This window comes from Streptococcus sp. 11273D007BT (assembly GCF_053547195.1).
This window is the reverse complement of record NZ_JBPWPE010000002.1, coordinates 1-15,538: the sequence shown is the minus strand read 5'-3', so window position 1 is coordinate 15,538 and position 15,538 is coordinate 1. Positions and strand designations below refer to the sequence as shown.

General features: G+C 32.4%; 15 protein-coding genes and 1 pseudogene. 4 read left to right on the top strand and 12 right to left on the bottom strand.

Annotated elements, in window-relative coordinates; all coding sequences use genetic code 11:
* The 8 genes from ACEE75_RS10515 to ACEE75_RS10480 form a co-directional block, all read right to left on the bottom strand.
* Positions 1 to 992 (bottom strand): primase C-terminal domain-containing protein (locus tag ACEE75_RS10515; protein ID WP_449173642.1); only part of this gene is annotated, 992 nt, incomplete at its 3' end.
* 377 nt (positions 993 to 1,369) lie between these two features.
* Positions 1,370 to 1,729 carry a type II toxin-antitoxin system RelE/ParE family toxin gene (locus ACEE75_RS10510; RefSeq protein ID WP_449164117.1) on the bottom strand — a complete coding sequence of 120 codons (360 nt, stop codon included), beginning with the start codon at positions 1,727 to 1,729 and terminating at the stop codon, positions 1,370 to 1,372.
* Positions 1,719 to 2,003 carry a type II toxin-antitoxin system RelB/ParD family antitoxin gene (gene relB / locus ACEE75_RS10505; RefSeq protein WP_017769273.1) on the bottom strand — a complete coding sequence of 95 codons (285 nt, stop codon included), beginning with the start codon at positions 2,001 to 2,003 and terminating at the stop codon, positions 1,719 to 1,721. Before relB ends, ACEE75_RS10510 begins: the two co-directional genes overlap by 11 nt.
* An 812-nt stretch (positions 2,004 to 2,815) precedes the next feature.
* A complete protein-coding gene (locus tag ACEE75_RS10500) occupies positions 2,816 to 3,820 on the bottom strand; it encodes a hypothetical protein (RefSeq protein WP_449173641.1) in 1,005 nt (334 codons plus the stop codon).
* 881 nt (positions 3,821 to 4,701) lie between these two features.
* Positions 4,702 to 6,594: a M13 family metallopeptidase gene (locus ACEE75_RS10495; RefSeq protein WP_449163834.1), complete on the bottom strand. Its 1,893-nt coding sequence runs from the start codon at positions 6,592 to 6,594 to the stop codon at positions 4,702 to 4,704.
* A gap of 43 nt (positions 6,595 to 6,637) precedes the next feature.
* Positions 6,638 to 8,611 carry a class III lanthionine synthetase LanKC N-terminal domain-containing protein gene (locus ACEE75_RS10490; RefSeq protein WP_449164926.1) on the bottom strand — a complete coding sequence of 658 codons (1,974 nt, stop codon included), beginning with the start codon at positions 8,609 to 8,611 and terminating at the stop codon, positions 6,638 to 6,640.
* Complete coding sequence (locus tag ACEE75_RS10485; protein ID WP_449164927.1) at positions 8,611 to 8,886, bottom strand: hypothetical protein; 276 nt, start codon at positions 8,884 to 8,886, stop codon at positions 8,611 to 8,613. The genes ACEE75_RS10490 and ACEE75_RS10485 overlap by 1 nt, the downstream gene beginning before the upstream one ends.
* A gap of 283 nt (positions 8,887 to 9,169) precedes the next feature.
* The gene (locus ACEE75_RS10480) at positions 9,170 to 10,027 is read right to left on the bottom strand and encodes an Rgg family transcriptional regulator (protein ID WP_449164928.1); all 858 of its coding nucleotides are present in this window, start codon (positions 10,025 to 10,027) and stop codon (positions 9,170 to 9,172) included.
* Between the two features lie 87 nt (positions 10,028 to 10,114).
* Here ACEE75_RS10480 and ACEE75_RS10475 point away from each other — a divergent pair, with 87 nt between their 5' ends.
* The 4 genes from ACEE75_RS10475 to ACEE75_RS10460 are packed head-to-tail and all read left to right on the top strand — an operon-like array spanning position 10,115 to position 13,092.
* A complete protein-coding gene (locus tag ACEE75_RS10475) occupies positions 10,115 to 10,285 on the top strand; it encodes a hypothetical protein (RefSeq protein WP_449164929.1) in 171 nt (56 codons plus the stop codon).
* Positions 10,279 to 11,520: an MFS transporter gene (locus tag ACEE75_RS10470; RefSeq protein WP_449164930.1), complete on the top strand. Its 1,242-nt coding sequence runs from the start codon at positions 10,279 to 10,281 to the stop codon at positions 11,518 to 11,520. Before ACEE75_RS10475 ends, ACEE75_RS10470 begins: the two co-directional genes overlap by 7 nt.
* Positions 11,520 to 12,416 (top strand): ATP-binding cassette domain-containing protein, encoded by an 897-nt coding sequence (locus ACEE75_RS10465; protein WP_449164931.1) that lies wholly within the window; start codon positions 11,520 to 11,522, stop codon positions 12,414 to 12,416. Before ACEE75_RS10470 ends, ACEE75_RS10465 begins: the two co-directional genes overlap by 1 nt.
* A complete protein-coding gene (locus ACEE75_RS10460) occupies positions 12,400 to 13,092 on the top strand; it encodes an ABC transporter permease (RefSeq protein WP_409377311.1) in 693 nt (230 codons plus the stop codon). The genes ACEE75_RS10465 and ACEE75_RS10460 overlap by 17 nt, the downstream gene beginning before the upstream one ends.
* Positions 13,093 to 13,141: 49 nt before the next feature.
* Here ACEE75_RS10460 and ACEE75_RS10455 read toward each other — a convergent pair whose 3' ends face one another.
* The 4 genes and pseudogenes from ACEE75_RS10455 to ACEE75_RS10440 all read right to left on the bottom strand — a co-directional run.
* On the bottom strand, positions 13,142 to 13,375 hold the full coding sequence (locus ACEE75_RS10455; protein ID WP_449164932.1) for a hypothetical protein: 234 nt from the start codon (positions 13,373 to 13,375) through the stop codon (positions 13,142 to 13,144).
* A gap of 55 nt (positions 13,376 to 13,430) precedes the next feature.
* Complete coding sequence (locus ACEE75_RS10450; RefSeq protein ID WP_449164935.1) at positions 13,431 to 14,228, bottom strand: ParA family protein; 798 nt, start codon at positions 14,226 to 14,228, stop codon at positions 13,431 to 13,433.
* Positions 14,229 to 14,303: 75 nt separating this feature from the next.
* Positions 14,304 to 14,894, bottom strand: coding sequence for a recombinase family protein (locus ACEE75_RS10445; protein ID WP_449164933.1), 591 nt, complete (start codon positions 14,892 to 14,894; stop codon positions 14,304 to 14,306).
* Positions 14,895 to 15,042: 148 nt separating this feature from the next.
* A pseudogene (locus tag ACEE75_RS10440) lies at positions 15,043 to 15,538 on the bottom strand (primase C-terminal domain-containing protein); the annotation flags it as partial.

Here is a 15,538-nt window from a genome sequence, read left to right as displayed (position 1 = left end):
ATCTTGATAAATTCCCGACTAGCCGCTTCATATTTCCCTGAATAAGCACTTGCTACTGTCTTTTTAAGTTCATTTTTCTTCAAAGGCACTTCTAACTCAGCATTATAATCACTGAGTTCTTCCATGCAGTCACTATAAGCAACTCCTGAGGCGTAGTTGGCCAAAGCTAAGGTAAAAATAACATTATTACGGCCAATAAGAGCTTTCTCACCACGTATTTTTGAGGTATGCTTAAGAAGACGATACCAAGGTTCGTCAATTTGCTTTTGTCCTTCTGTTCCAGTAAGTACCAGAAGGTTAGGCTTCTTAGTGTATTTTAAATCATCTTGCTGCATGGACCAGTTGAACCACTCAGCAAACGTATAGATATTATTACTTTCAAAATACTCAATATTATCTTCTCTTGGCATACGAGCAATACCAAAATGATTACAAGTCATATCGACTGGTAATTTTTCCTTCTTAAAATGCTCTCTGATGTTTTGTGAGATCATTTTAGCAACATTGACCACCTTAAAGTCTGTAGAAGCTGTAACATAAGCAGCATCCTTCAATACAAAGTAGGCCTGATAACCTTTTTCGGTCTTTAAAATAAGGGTCGGCATAAAACCTAAGTCTAAAGAAGAGACCAAGATATCACTAAAATTAATAGCTTCTTTTTGTGTCTTGATATCAAAATCAACGTAGAAAGTATTAATTTGACGAAGATTCATCTCACTATGCCCCTTAGTGACACGTGGTTTGGTTTGAGTATAGGTTCCATAACGATAAATATTGGGAGTCCAATGAGTGAAGGTTGTCTGATTTTCTTCAATAGCCTCAAGAGAAGTTAGAACTACACCTCGACCACTAACCATATTTTTCTTATTACGATAGCCAAAAATTGAGCCTTTTTGCTCTTCAAAAGGAGTTGTCTGATACTGACTATTTTTAAATTTAAATTGTCTCAAACCATCTTTAAGAATCATGCGATGAATCTTCTCTATAGTCACTGCTTACTCCTTTCTGAAGAGAATAATAAAAGGGTACCAACTTTTTTTCGTTGATACCCACCATTTTTTACCAAACTACTTGATTTTTTTCAAAAATCTTAGTACACTTTATTAAGTCATTTCATTTCACATAATTTTGTGTTATAATGAAATCAAATAATAAATCGCACTAGAAGTAGTTTCGTTCGATAGTGGTGGCTATCAACGAAGCTCCTGGAAAAATGTCGCCAAACGTTTTTCTGGGCTAGTCTTTTTTATTTTTCTTTGATTTAAACTGAAACCATTATACAATTTTTTTCTCTTTCTAGCAACCGCTTTTCAAGAGATAACCCTAATCCCCCCTAAAGACAGAATGCCAAAAGTAGATAGGTAACGATTTAATCTTTCTTCAATGCCTTTATATAATCACTCTTTGTAGAAAACAAATCCGTAACGACCACTACAGCATTATTTTCGTCAATAAGGTACAAGGCTAAATAGTCTTTTTTTAAAGGGACTCCCCTAGTTTCCCAAGTGTCATCCAATCTAACCCCAAAACGTTCATCAACACTAAATCCTCCATGGGGAAAAATTTCTAACCCGCCAAGAGCATCAAAGATTTCTGTAACTTTATTCTTCGCTGATATTTTAGAATAATTTTCAGCAATGTAAAGCTCTATATCAGCTAGCTTTTTGAGAACTGTGTCAGAAATTTCCACACGGTATCGCTTCAATCCATCTTGTTCCTTATAATCCAAAACGCTCCCTCGCTTTTTCTAAAGAGACTGTTCGCCCTTCTTCATAATCCTTAATACTACTCTTCACTGTCTTTTGGATTTCTTGAAAAATAAGCTCTTTTTCCAGTTCTTCTTCAGCAATTAAATCGATTTTCCCAGTAATCGCAACATTTTTTAAAAATAGATTAATTGCTTGAGCAGTATTTGTATTATTTTCTTCAAACACTTTTCTAGCTTTTGTCAAAACATCTGTATAGGTTTTTAGGTTATAATTTCTATCATAAGCATATGCCATAGTGTATACCTCTTTTGATTATTTTTTTTGATTATAACTCTTTCTCCCCTTTATTTCAAATATTTTTAATTACTAGAAGTTTTCATTGACTCACCCTAAATTCTTAAACATTTAGATATCTGTTTGACGATTTCTCTGGTATCATATACTGAGATTAATGGTTAGTTATACTAGTCCATATTTATGTCATTCATAGCCGACTATAATAGCCCATGTTCCTGAAATTATTGGATTACTATACTAGCCCAGCTTTATGTCATTCATGGCCGACTATAATAGCCCACATTCCTGTAATTATTGGATTACTATACTAGCCCAGCTTTATGTCATTCATGGCCGACTATAATAGCCCATATTCCTGTAATTATTGGATTACTATACTAGCCCAGCTTTATGTCATTCATGACCAACTATAATAGCCTATGTTCCCGAAATTATTGGATTACTATACTAGTCCAGCTTTATCTCATTCCTGGCCAACTATAATAGCCCACGTTCCTAAAATTATTGGATTACTATACTAGCCCAGCTTTATGTCATTCATGGTCGACTATAATAGCCCACGTTCCCGAAATTATTGGATTACTATACTAGCCCAACTTTATGTCATTCATCGCCAACTGTAATAGCCCATGTTCCTAAAATTATTGGATTACTATACTAGTCCATATCCCTCGGTTTAATGGCTTACTATACTATGCCATGTTCCTTGATTTAATGGCCAACTATATTGATTCACTCTTGAGAATTTTATGATTTTCAATACTTGAAAGAAAAAGAAACAGGATCTAAAGTGACCCTGTTTCTTTTTCTTACTCAAATAAGCGATAAACATACGACTTACGAAATTCATCTTTACGATTATGTCCCAGGTATTCGGTAGCTTTTTGCTCAGCGAACTTATCCAGGACATAACCCGCATATTCCTTACGCAAAAACGTTTTTTCTTTACGTGATATTTTGTCTAAATCACGTTCATAATGAAGATAGACACGTTTAGCATATTCTGCCCTACGTGAATGCTCATCTAGGTTCTTAGGAACCCGATGCGTTCCATATTTACCGCTACATACGACACCTGTCCCCGCCGCTTTAAACATTACTAAAATCTGCTCTAATTCTGCGTCAGATTTCGCCATGATTGGAGAAACTCTCGTACGACCTCCCTTTGTACCTCTCGTGATATTCACGTAGTAAAGTCCATTTTTAGCTTTTTTAGCGATAAGATCCGTGCCACGTAATCGCTCCAACTCACGCTTACGTAGCCCCGTAGCGCTTCCTAAGATGTCGAAGAAATCATTCTTTTCTTTACTGATTTTGTGATCTATTTTAACCTCTAAACGTGAACGTGTTTTATTACGACGTTCACGTTTAGGAGTTTCGATAAAATATGTGGTAGAAACACCAAAAACTTTTCCTAAATTAGCTTTATAGGTGGTTAATGTGTCTGCTTTTCGCCCTCGGATCATTAAATCCATGATATAAAGATCAACGTATTTCAGAATGTCTTCTAAGCTATTTAAATCCGTCCCATCACTATGTTTGGCCACGAACTCAGAAAATCTACGCCACGTTGCTGAAACATCCCGAAAAGCTTTCTCAGATGTAATATACTTGAAGATATTGTCTTCTTGCTTACCTTGATGACGACTTTTACCTTTTCCAGCTACAAATTTAGCCGTAATAATCTCTTGTCCCATCTTTTGAACATGTTTCTTACGAGCGTCCTCGCTTATTAAAAGCTCGGACTTTTTCTCTTTTTTACGGGCTCTCGCCCTGGCGCGCTTTGCGCGCCTCTGTTCTGCTTTATTACTCATTCGCAAAACTCCTTTCTATTTTTTAATACCTTGATAAAGGCACTGGGTAGGCTATCCGTGACTACCTTACCGCTGACGAAATACTTGCCACGATACAAGACCACTTGTTAACGATTTGGGTATATCGAAACGTTTATTAAGCGACGTTTTAAACGCTTTTTTGTTTGTCGCCGAACCAGGAATCCCTGACTTGACGTTCCTATTTTTTAAAATTTACGGTGTAAGTGGATTGGCCGTCCTATATCCGTATCACGACTTCTGAAACGTTTTTATGTTTATCTTAGACTTTCTATATTACTTGAAAATTGATTGCTTATGCTGCTCATTATTTCCTCCTAACTCAGTACTACTTTTATAAATTTGAATTCTTATTTATACAAATAAAATGTCTCTATACACTATTTGTCCGATGATCCTGTTTCCTCCTGATTAACCTTTGTAAATTCTACTTTGGAAAAATTCCCTTATAACTTTAATATTGATTAACGTCCTGCGTGATTGATATATTTTAACACCCGTTTCCTCCTATTTATTTACGCTCTAGTCATTCAATATTTCATACTAATAGTCTGCCATATTTTTAAAATCAAAAAAATCACGATTAAAAAACCGTGACCTCCTCTGAGATAATCGCAAAATTCTAGGTTTGCGTGTTTAGCGCACCCTTTGATTGCGCTAAACACGCTGGCATACTGCCCGAAAATACAAAACTCAATCGTTTTGATTTTCTCCTGGTCTCGACACTTCGTGCCGACGTCTGCGAACCGCACAGACGAATGCTCGCCGAAACTCGCAGTGTCAAAAATACTTCTTCAAACTATTTTTGACACTCTCCACATCCAAGATTAAATCTAAAACAAAGTATTTTTTCACATAAAAAGTTACCAAATCGTAATTCTTTCATTTTCCTCAATCCACATCATATCTTTCTCTGAAATTCGATAAAACTGAATAAATCTTTTAGAATTAGATAATAGATTGTTTACCCTTATTTTACTAGGAGCATGAGGATCACTTAAAGTCAGCATTTTTAAATATTCTGGACGTTCAACAATTCGCCATAATTTAGTGAAATTAATGTAAAATTCTTCCAAACATCCTGGATAGAGATTTACAACTAAATTTTCTATACAAGAAAATCCAGCTATGTCAGCCATGTTCTCCGAAAGAGTTAAATCTCCATTAATAGTAAAGTCAAGTATGCGCTGATTATTATATTTTTTACGTACCATATTAGATATACTTTGAAAGTAATCTTTATCATCATTAGGCAGCCAATTTTTGTAATTCCCATATTCATCAAACATACTTCCATCATTATCAAAAGCATGTGAAATTTCATGTGCAATTAGAAATCCTATTCTAGACAGATTCTTGATAAATGAATAATCACTCGAATAAAATGGTTTTTGTAATATTCCAGCTGGTAATACAATTCCATTAGATTGCGCATGATAGTAAGCGTCTACTGTATAAGATAACACACCTGGACTCCACCTATTTCTCTCTATTGATTGACACAAACTATTCCAACTAATTCGAGATGAATTCTCTAAAATAGTATTTATATTTTCTACCAAGGTATCTTCTATTGATAATTTCATAATATTAACAGAGGAATTATTTGGTCCTCCAATCTGAATATTTATATTATCAAGTTTATTTATAATTTTCTGTTTTCCTTCTTCAGTGATATGTAAACTATTTTCTATTTGTTTCCTAAATTCTCTTATAATTATATTAACTAGTTCTTTAACATCACTTCTTTCTTCACGAGACAACCACTGTTCTGAATACCAATAATTTAAATCTGCCCCTAAAGCAAACTGAGTTAACTCATAAGCATTCCTATTATGATCTTCAACAGTAGTAATTCCTAGCATATTATCTCTAAACTTTGAAGATAATTTCTTGATTTTTTTAGTCAAACAAGAAGAATACATAGTAACTACCCCATAAATAAGTTTTGCCTTCAGATATTCCCACATTTCTTTTGAATAAAATTGTGATGCAAATCCTTTCCAAAATGATTCATCAGAAACAATATACTCTTTTGGAACTTTTCCTATCAACTCTTCAAAAAATCGCTTCAAAGGAATTGAGGGAACTAATTTCTGTAAGTCATCAAAAGTATACAGATTATATCGTTCACTAGAATCATGAGTTGAAGTTAATGATTGAGTTATTGTCAATCTATCTAATTCAATTACTTTATATAAAATATCATCTGATTCTTTGGAAGAAAATCCTATTTCTTCTAATAGTTCTTTTTGACATTTATGCCATGTATCTAATAGATATTTTCCTTGATCGCTTTCATAATCATAGTAACTACTTTCTGGAAAAACAAAATCTGGACTACCTATCCATACCATATTTTTACTAGAATCTAGTATGTCTGGAGCTACATAAAAAGGTAATAAGTTAGGTAATCCAAGTGATTCTAAAGATGAAAGTTCTGAAATATAATCTTCAAATGAATCTAGTGTGATATATCTATTTAACACCTTGATGAGAGGATCTACTCCCTGTTTCTCTCTTTTCTCAAAATTCAAAGCTTGTTTATAAAACACAAAAAAATTATCTACCCCATATCCTTGAGGCATATCTCCTGTATTGATCCAGTTATTCACTTCACTATAAAGATAGCTGTCAATTTTGTCTGAAAGCTCTGAAAAATTATCTATATGAGTCTTGGTTTTATCTAACTGCTTGCTCTTTAACCAATCATAGTTTACTGTATTGTAAAAATCATCTTTATAATTTAACATCATTTTCCTCTCCTACTCCATTCTTCTAAAAAATCTATATCTCTTTTTAAGATATAGATTTTTTAGAAGAATAAACACTATAAAAATGGGACGTAACCAGTTGTAATTCCATTAATGGTAAATTACGTTCCTGATGGTACAAATAACTATTCAATATCAAAGATTGAACACATTGTTTGACAAGATTATTATTACGAATACTTGCTGTTAGTAACAATGTATCAGCAATTCCCAACATCCCTTTGTTATAATCTTCATATTGAGCAAATTCAACAAGTAACGATTTTCTTAATTCTAAAATCAAGCCCTGATATTTTTTCTTATCAATGTAATAAAGCATTTGAATAATTCCTGAAATGCCATTGCAAATATAGGGACTATAATACCCTCCCTCTATAGGAGCCATCAATCCTTCATCTGTCTCTTCCAACCTAGTTAGTATGATATTTATTCCCTCTTCTGCTAGATCAATAAATCCATAGTATCTTAATAGTGAAGTAATACCTGATAAGCCATTAAGTCCCAAATTTTGTTCTGTATTCATCAAACCTAAAACTCTATCTATATTACTAGCGGAAATATAACCTGATTTAGGTACGTACTTTTTATATTTTTGAAATTCTATGCATATATTCTCCACTTTTTCTATAAAGGAAAAATCTACTAAATCAGTACAATCAAAAGAAGGGAATGTATCTGAAATCTTAATCGGTGTTGCACTTAAAGAAGAAATATAGTCTTCTAAATGTTCCTTAGTAACTTCTCCAGAAAAAAGATATTTAATAAAATTTGTAAGATTAGTTTCAATCCCATAAGAAAGCAGTAATCGATTTAACAGTTCAATATCATTTTCTGATTCTTCTGAAATGTATAAACGGCCCAACATAAATAAAATTGTATTTCCTAATTTATAGAAATCTGCCTGTTTTCCATCCACAAAATTCCATTCTTTAAGACTAATTTTACTTTCAATTCCTACGAAGGGTTTCTCTCCATAGATATAAGCATTTTCTAAATCTATAAAGTATATTTCCCCATCATGATCTATGATAAAATTATCAGGATGAATATCATTTAAAACCAACTGATTATCATGAAGGTAAATAACAGTTCTAGTCAAAGAACATACTAATTTCAAAAATTCTTTATATAATCTCAAATTTTTGATCTTATGTTTACGTGAATAAGCATTTATACCGTAAGCTTTACTAAAATCAGTTAAAGATTCTCCCTGAATATGATGATAAATATAATATGTATTAATCCATTCATCAACTCTTTCAATAGGAGATATAACACATTTAACATCCGCATTTTTTAATCGGCATGAAAGCTCATACTCTTTTTCTCTTAAATCTTTCTTCTCAATCCCAGGAAAACTAAGAATATATGGTCTTGCCTCCTTCAATGTCACTGGCACCATATACTTTTTATCCATTCCTAAATAGACATTTCCTCCTCCGCTTTGATGAAGAACCGAAGTTACATTATAAGTATTTCCTAAATAGCTTTCATTTGTTTCCTGTGGTTCTTGAATATCATCAACCCAATTAGGCAAGTCAAAGTAAGGTTTTGGAGAATCTTGCCACTGCTCACCACTTATGTTAGTCATCGTAGGAATACCGTTTTGATAAACGTTTGCTGAGTTTTGAAATACACCGAATCTATAGAATAATAGGCTTGAATCTTTATAAGGTCGATCACTTAAGATATAAACTCCATCTTCATCTTTCGGTAACAATTCATACAACTCTTCTAAAATTGTAGTTAGAGACGCTGGAGATGGATAAATAGTTACTAGTTTACCAACTTCTGCTGATAATTCAGATACTGATAAAGTTTTATAAATATCTTCCTTATTTTCGACAAATTTATAAGGTATTTTTTTTTCTTCCAAATAAGGACGTATAACACGTAATATATGCTGATAATTGTTATACGTTGCTGATACATGAATTTTAAAACCAAATAATATTGAAGGTAAATTCTCTAGATTCCTATAAGTATACGAAATAGACATTATTTTTTAACGGTTTTTGAGAATGGAGTCTTATGCGTTTTAATGAAGTTTTCAAGCCAACCTCCTTCATTACTATCTTCCGATTCCTCTTCTGTTGCGTAATCTAAGTCCACATCATCTTCATTATCATCGTCTGAAAAATCTACTTTTCCAAAAAGAACTACTTTATCTTTAGTTCCAGCACTTGCTGAACTATGTGTGTTGATGGCATTACTAAAAAATAAAGCTGCTAATCCTAAAATTATAACACTACCTAACGTCAAAATTTTTTTCATTTTTTCTGATACCTTCCTAAATTTTTGATAAAAAATAAAGGTAATACTTCAAAATATAAAGTATTACCTAACATAATTGATTTGTTTTTAGAATTTTCCAAAGCAAATCAATGTATTAACTGTTCTACCACCACGTCCAGCTTTTACCAATTCATGGTTAGTGTTCAAGTCTTTTACAAATGTAGTCATAATAATTTCCTCCAAGATAAATAAATTTTGTTTGTTGTAGTTGTAAGACTTACACGTATTATCTTACAGGAAATACTAGCTGACTTAAAAATCATTACATATCTGTAACTAGATCTATTGTATCTTCAATTTGCTTAGAAAGGTTATAACAATCTAGAAAATCTACAACTTTTTGGCACTCTTTCATCTCTTCTAATCCCTGTACATTCCCTTGTAAATACAAAAAATGTCCTTTTATAAATCTTAATTGAAGACGCTCAAACATATCTGTTTCAAAAATATCCATTTGTTCTAAATACTTTATAAATTTAGCCGCCACCCTCTCCTCTTTTCTATCTAAAATGTGACCAGTAATATTTAATAGTATTCTGTAGACACGCTTTCTATTCTCATCAAGGCTATTATAAAATTGCGTTCTATGGAGTAACTCACTACCTAAAATTTCTATCGTTTTAGAGCTCAATACCCTAGAACAATTTCCAAAAATCCATAATTCAAAAAAACACCATTCATCAATTGACATTAGATAATCTGAAATGACTTGTCTCTCTTCCTTAGGTATTTGTTCTTCCAAATTACATCTATTACGCATAACATATAATACAGCAATGAATACCCTATCTGATTTTTTTTTACTCTCCAAATAGCGCATCTCATATTCTTTTATCATTTTTTGGAAATAACTAACATTTCTACTCTCAATTGCTTGACGAAATTCTTTCGATAAACGAACATCTTCATCTTGAAAATATGAATGATAAAATGTTGAAAACTCCCCTTGTAAAACATCCATATTTTTTAAGCAATGAAAAAATGTATCTACAGAAAGATTGCTCTTTCCATTTTCAAAGCGTGATAACTGAGCAGGTGTGACGAAATCGCCAGCTACTTCTTTAAGAGACATATTTTTTGATTCACGAATGATTCTAAAAATTTTTCCATAAGTTCCCATTATATTTCCTCGATTACATTTAAGTAACATTTTTTATGCTTTTTAAAAATTAGTTTATCATATTAGAAAAAATAATGGAGAAAATAAATGAAAAAATTTTTTACAACATTACTATTAGCAACTTTACTCTTTAATATGTCTAATCCATCAATTATTAATAATAAAGAGAATGATATTACAAAAAACACTCAAAAAGAAGTTCTAATAAAATCTAAACAATACAAAATAAAAAGTTTAGAAGGGTTTTTAGGATGGTAATTACATCAAAAAAAAAGTTATTCTATTCCCTATTTATCAATGACCTTATCTCTGATTTTGGGGATACACTATACTATCTAGCACTAATGAACTATGTTTTACTACTACCAGACAGTAATCTAGCTCTCTCAATTATCACAGTCTCAGAAGCAATTCCTATACTATTTAAAATTATTATGGGACATATCGCTGATAAAACAGGGAAAAAAATAGAATCTATTATCATCACTCAGATATTTCGTTGTTTGCTTTATATTTTTGTCGGAATAATGGTTTCTTTTAAACCCGCTCTATGGATTGTATTTACTATATCTCTAATTAATTTATTGTCAGATTTAGCGGGTCAAATGGAAAATAGTCTCTATATTCCTATTGAATTACAGCTTATTGAGGAAGAAGATAGAGAACAAGTCTTTGCTTCTACACAAAGTGTTTCTTCTGTACTCAATATTATCTTCAAATTAAGTGGGACAGCACTAGTTACATGGATCAGCTATCAAACATTAGCTCTGATTAACTCTTTTACATTTTTAATATGCGCTATCTCAATGCTAATTTTAAAGACACAATTACAAAAAATTATGATTACAACAGAAGATGAGATAAGAGAACCGCAAGAAGATAAACTATTATATTCTATAAAAAGGGCTATAAAAGAAGTTAAACAAATACCAAATCTAAAAGAATTTTTAATTACTATTTCTTGTATCAATGGTCTTTTTTCGATAATTACACCTTTAATCGTTTCAATAATCTCACAAGATTCGAATTTTATTATACTAAACTCTGTCACAACTATATCACTAGCTGGAATTATAATTGCTATTTCCAATATTTTAGGAAATATTGCTTCTACAACCATATTGAAGAAGTTAACATTAAAGAGTGCTATATATGTATCCACAATTATGTTCCCCTTTCTATTTTTAACTCTTATTTATAAGAATATTTGGAGTTGCTACCTACTACTATTTTTATTAGGTTTACTAAGTAGTAGTATTACTCCAAAATTTTATGGATTCCTTATGAATAGGTTACCTTCAGAAAAAATTGGAACTCTTATGGGAGGGATAGGAACTCTTATTCAGCTAGGAGTTATTCTTTCTCAGATATCATTTTCTGTATTAATTATCTATACCAGTACAACTAAGATCAGCTGGCTTTATTTATTGCTAGCATGTACGCTAATTTTTTTCTTAACAAGACAGCTATTAAACACACAAGGAGAATTATAATGTCATCTCTCTTATCTATCCAACAATTATCAAAGCAATATGGAAAACAAAAGGCAGTTCATCAGGTTTCTTTAACGATTAATAAAGGAGAAATCTGTGGTTTAGTCGGTGAAAATGGTGCTGGGAAGACAACGCTTCTCAGAATGTTATCGGGTCTCATTTCCCAAACTTCAGGTACCATTACTAGCTCAAAATATTGTCGTATTGGAGCTTTAATTGAATCCCCTGCTCTACAACCTAATTTATCTGCGATCGATAATCTTCGTTACATGGCTCTGCAATTAAATCTCAAGCAAGCGGACGAAAAAATCTTAGAGACATTAGCAATTGTCGGTTTAGAGGATGTTGATCCTAAGAAAAAATCCAAAGATTTTTCACTGGGAATGCGTCAACGTTTAGCCATTGCCTTAGCTATCCTAGATGACCCTGATTTTTTAATCCTAGACGAACCGATTAATGGTCTTGACCCTGTTGGAATCAAAGAGATGAGAAGCATTATTTTAAATCTTCGAAATCAATATGGGATGACCATCCTTATCTCCAGTCATATCCTATCAGAGCTTGAGATGGTGGTTGATCGCTACATTATCATGCATAAGGGTCTTATCGTCAAAGAATTCTCAAAGCAAGAGCTTGAACAAACCCTAGAAGAACAGCTCTATCTACAAACGAACAACCATCCTAAGACCTTTACTATCCTTGAAGAGCAGGGCATCGCTTACAAAATAGATAAGGATTATATCAGTCTGCCATCAAATACGAATGTTATGAGCCTCATTCATCTCTTGATAAACCATGAGATTGAGGTCAAAGAAATTTTTAAACAACAAATGTCATTTGAAGATTATTACCTGACATTGATTCAAGAAGGAGAAGAGCATGATACATTACTTTAAAGCTGATTTATTTAAGATTCAAAAAGAACAGAGATTAACGATTTCATTGGGAATATTGGCTTTACTGTCCTTTTTATCCGCTTTTTTGCTACATGGCAACGAAGACTTCACTAGCTCTCTTATTCAATTGCTTTCTCAATTTATCACACTATTTTTTATCGTTCCAGCCAACCTATTCTTTGGAGAAGATTTTACTTACCGTACCATCAATAATATTATTATCAAGCAACAAACAAGAAAAAGGGTGTTTTTCTATAAAGTCTTAGCAACCCTTGTACTAGATCTCGCTTATATCCTTCTAGCCTATTTATTGAGCAGCAGTGTTGGCTTACTTCTAGGTGATCGTGTTGATTTTGCAGTAATAATACAAAGTTTCATTGCTCAAACACCTTTATTTATCTGTATCTCTCTGTTGTCCATCCTGATATTTGTCAAGTCTAATAAGGTCAATCAAGCCTATCTTGCCTTTAGTTTAATTAGCCTTCTTTTTGACAATATCTCCAACCTAATTACTAGTAACCTACTCCATATGAAATTACCAACAGATTATTTTCTATTTCTTTCGCTTCAACAAGGGGAACATATTTCAAGACTATCCATGGGTGTTAGCTTTATGGCTACTATACTATATCTCTATCTGAGTTACGTTATTTTTAGTAAGAAAGAGCTTAAATAGAATAAAACAATATAAAAATACCTATATAAATAGGTATTTTTATATTGTTTTATTCTTTGTAATTTTCAATCCATTCATCAAGAAAAGTCGACACACCATTATAGCCCGCTTTCTCTGCAATTCTATCTAATTTATCACGATTCTGTGGCTTTAGCGTAAACTGATAAGGAAATTTAGTTTTTCCCGAAGGACGACCAACTCTCCTTATTTTTCGTACAGGACTCTCTTTCAACTGTTCTTGAAGAACTTGACTAAGCTTTTCTTTTTTAGATTCAAATGCCATATATCTATCCTCTTTTTTATAACTATTTAAATGTTGATATAAATAATATTAAAAATCAAGAGTTATCAGTTACTTTTTGTAACTGATTAAGTGTATCAGATAAAATTGAGAAGAAAGAACGATGCTCATAATTTAAACTAAATTTAGTCATCATATCAATAACCGTATCATTTTTTGTCGCTCGATTAAACAATTCCTTTTGTGGAATTTGTCCAATAACAGATGCATCATTTTTGAGAGCCATCAAAAGTTCTTTTGATTTCATCGTATTATGCTTAATCATATTTGGTAAAAAATAGAGCTGAGCTGTAATTAGTGAATCCCGACTAGGACGAACAATCTCTGTTTTTCGATACTGCTCTAATCTAATTTCTAAATTTTCTTTTGCTTCAAAAGCAAAGTCACTTGGAGTAATCGGACTAAAAAGTATATGACTTACGGCAATAGCATTTCTAGTTGCAATACCAAAATCAGGACGGCAGTCTAGGATAATATAATCATATTTATCTAAATATTTAGCCTCCAAATTTTCTCCTAACCAGTCATACAAAAACATATTCTGATTAGGATTTGTTTCCAAGCGTCTCTCCGCTTCATCTAATCTCATTGAACCTGCAATCAAATCAATATTAGGAGCAACAGAAAGAATATTGACATCTTCTGAACCCATAAAAATATTTGCTACTGTACCAGAATCTTTATACACATCATAAAAATGTGTCAAATTACACTGATGATCAAGATCAATAAGCAGAACCTTATGACCTTGACTTGCTAAATATTGACCTGTCAAAAGAGCTAGAGTTGTTTTCCCAACTCCTCCTTTAATAGCCACGAAACTTATTAGTTTCATCATCTTTCCTCTCTTTATTTTTTATTCTATTATACATTATAATGATTTTTATGTTGTTTTAAATATGTTTAAAAATCATTTCTTCCTAGTAATCCCATACTTAAGCCTATACCTACGAAAAGTTCTAGCATTTATACCAACCAATTCTTCAACTTCACGATCTGAATGACCAGAAAGAAATAAATCAAAAGCATGTTGTAACTTAGGATCATGTCTCTTAAATAACGGTTGTCGGCCCTTATAACGTCCTTTTCTCCTAGCTATCTCTATCCCTTGCCTTTGTCTTTCCAAAATCTTAACTCGCTCAGATTCTGCTTGATACTTATAAATCTCAATAATCAAATTATTAAGTAAACGTCTTAAATTTTCGTCCTTGATTCCTGATAAAGATGGTAAATTAAGTGCTTCTATCGTGGCCCCTTTCTCTTGAATAGCTGAGATGACTTCTGTTAACTCCTTATTATTCCTCCCCAAACGATCCAACTCAGAAACAACAACAATGTCTCCTTCCCTAATAAAAGACAATAAAGCATCTAAACCTGACCTATCTTTACTCTTCCCACTAAGTTTATCTGAAAATACCTTAAAAACATCAGATAAATTTTCTACTTGCCTATCTAAATTTTGATCCGCACTACTAACCCTAATATAACCAATTCTAGCCATCCTAAATATGCCTAACCTTTATGTCCTATCCAAAAATAAAGAAATACCAACCCTAAAATAAATGACAAATAAGTATACCCTACTGTCCCCTTTCTTATATCTCCCATTATCATAGATATAATGTAATGGCACACTGCGTGTTTAAATTTTATCCAGTATCGATTTCAAATAAAGAGGGTGCTGAAGTGGGAGAAAGACTCTCAATAAACGTTTCAAAAATGTTAGCTACCTTTCCTTTTGATTGTTCTAAAGTTCGTGAGAGATATTGATAATATAGCTCACGTGCTTTTCTGGTCATTTCTAGTAAAGATAAACCCGCTGACAGAACTGAAGCTATTAAAATACCTCCGCCACGGCCACGCTTAAAGGAGTACAATATCTTACCTTCAAATTGAAGCTCTTTTAATACATGGTCAAGAGAACGCTCAGGAACTCCTAGAGCACTTGTGATATCTTTTTTCTGTAATTTGAGATATGGGTTTTCCTTTGTTGTTTGCTGATTAATGTAGGTTAATACATCCACTTTCCATTCTGAAAAGTGGCTACGCTGGCGTTGATCACGTGACTTCTTAAATTTATACCATCCTTGGCGAATAAATAAATCTTTCGATGTTAAGCTAGGATCAACCCAATTTTGACAGAGA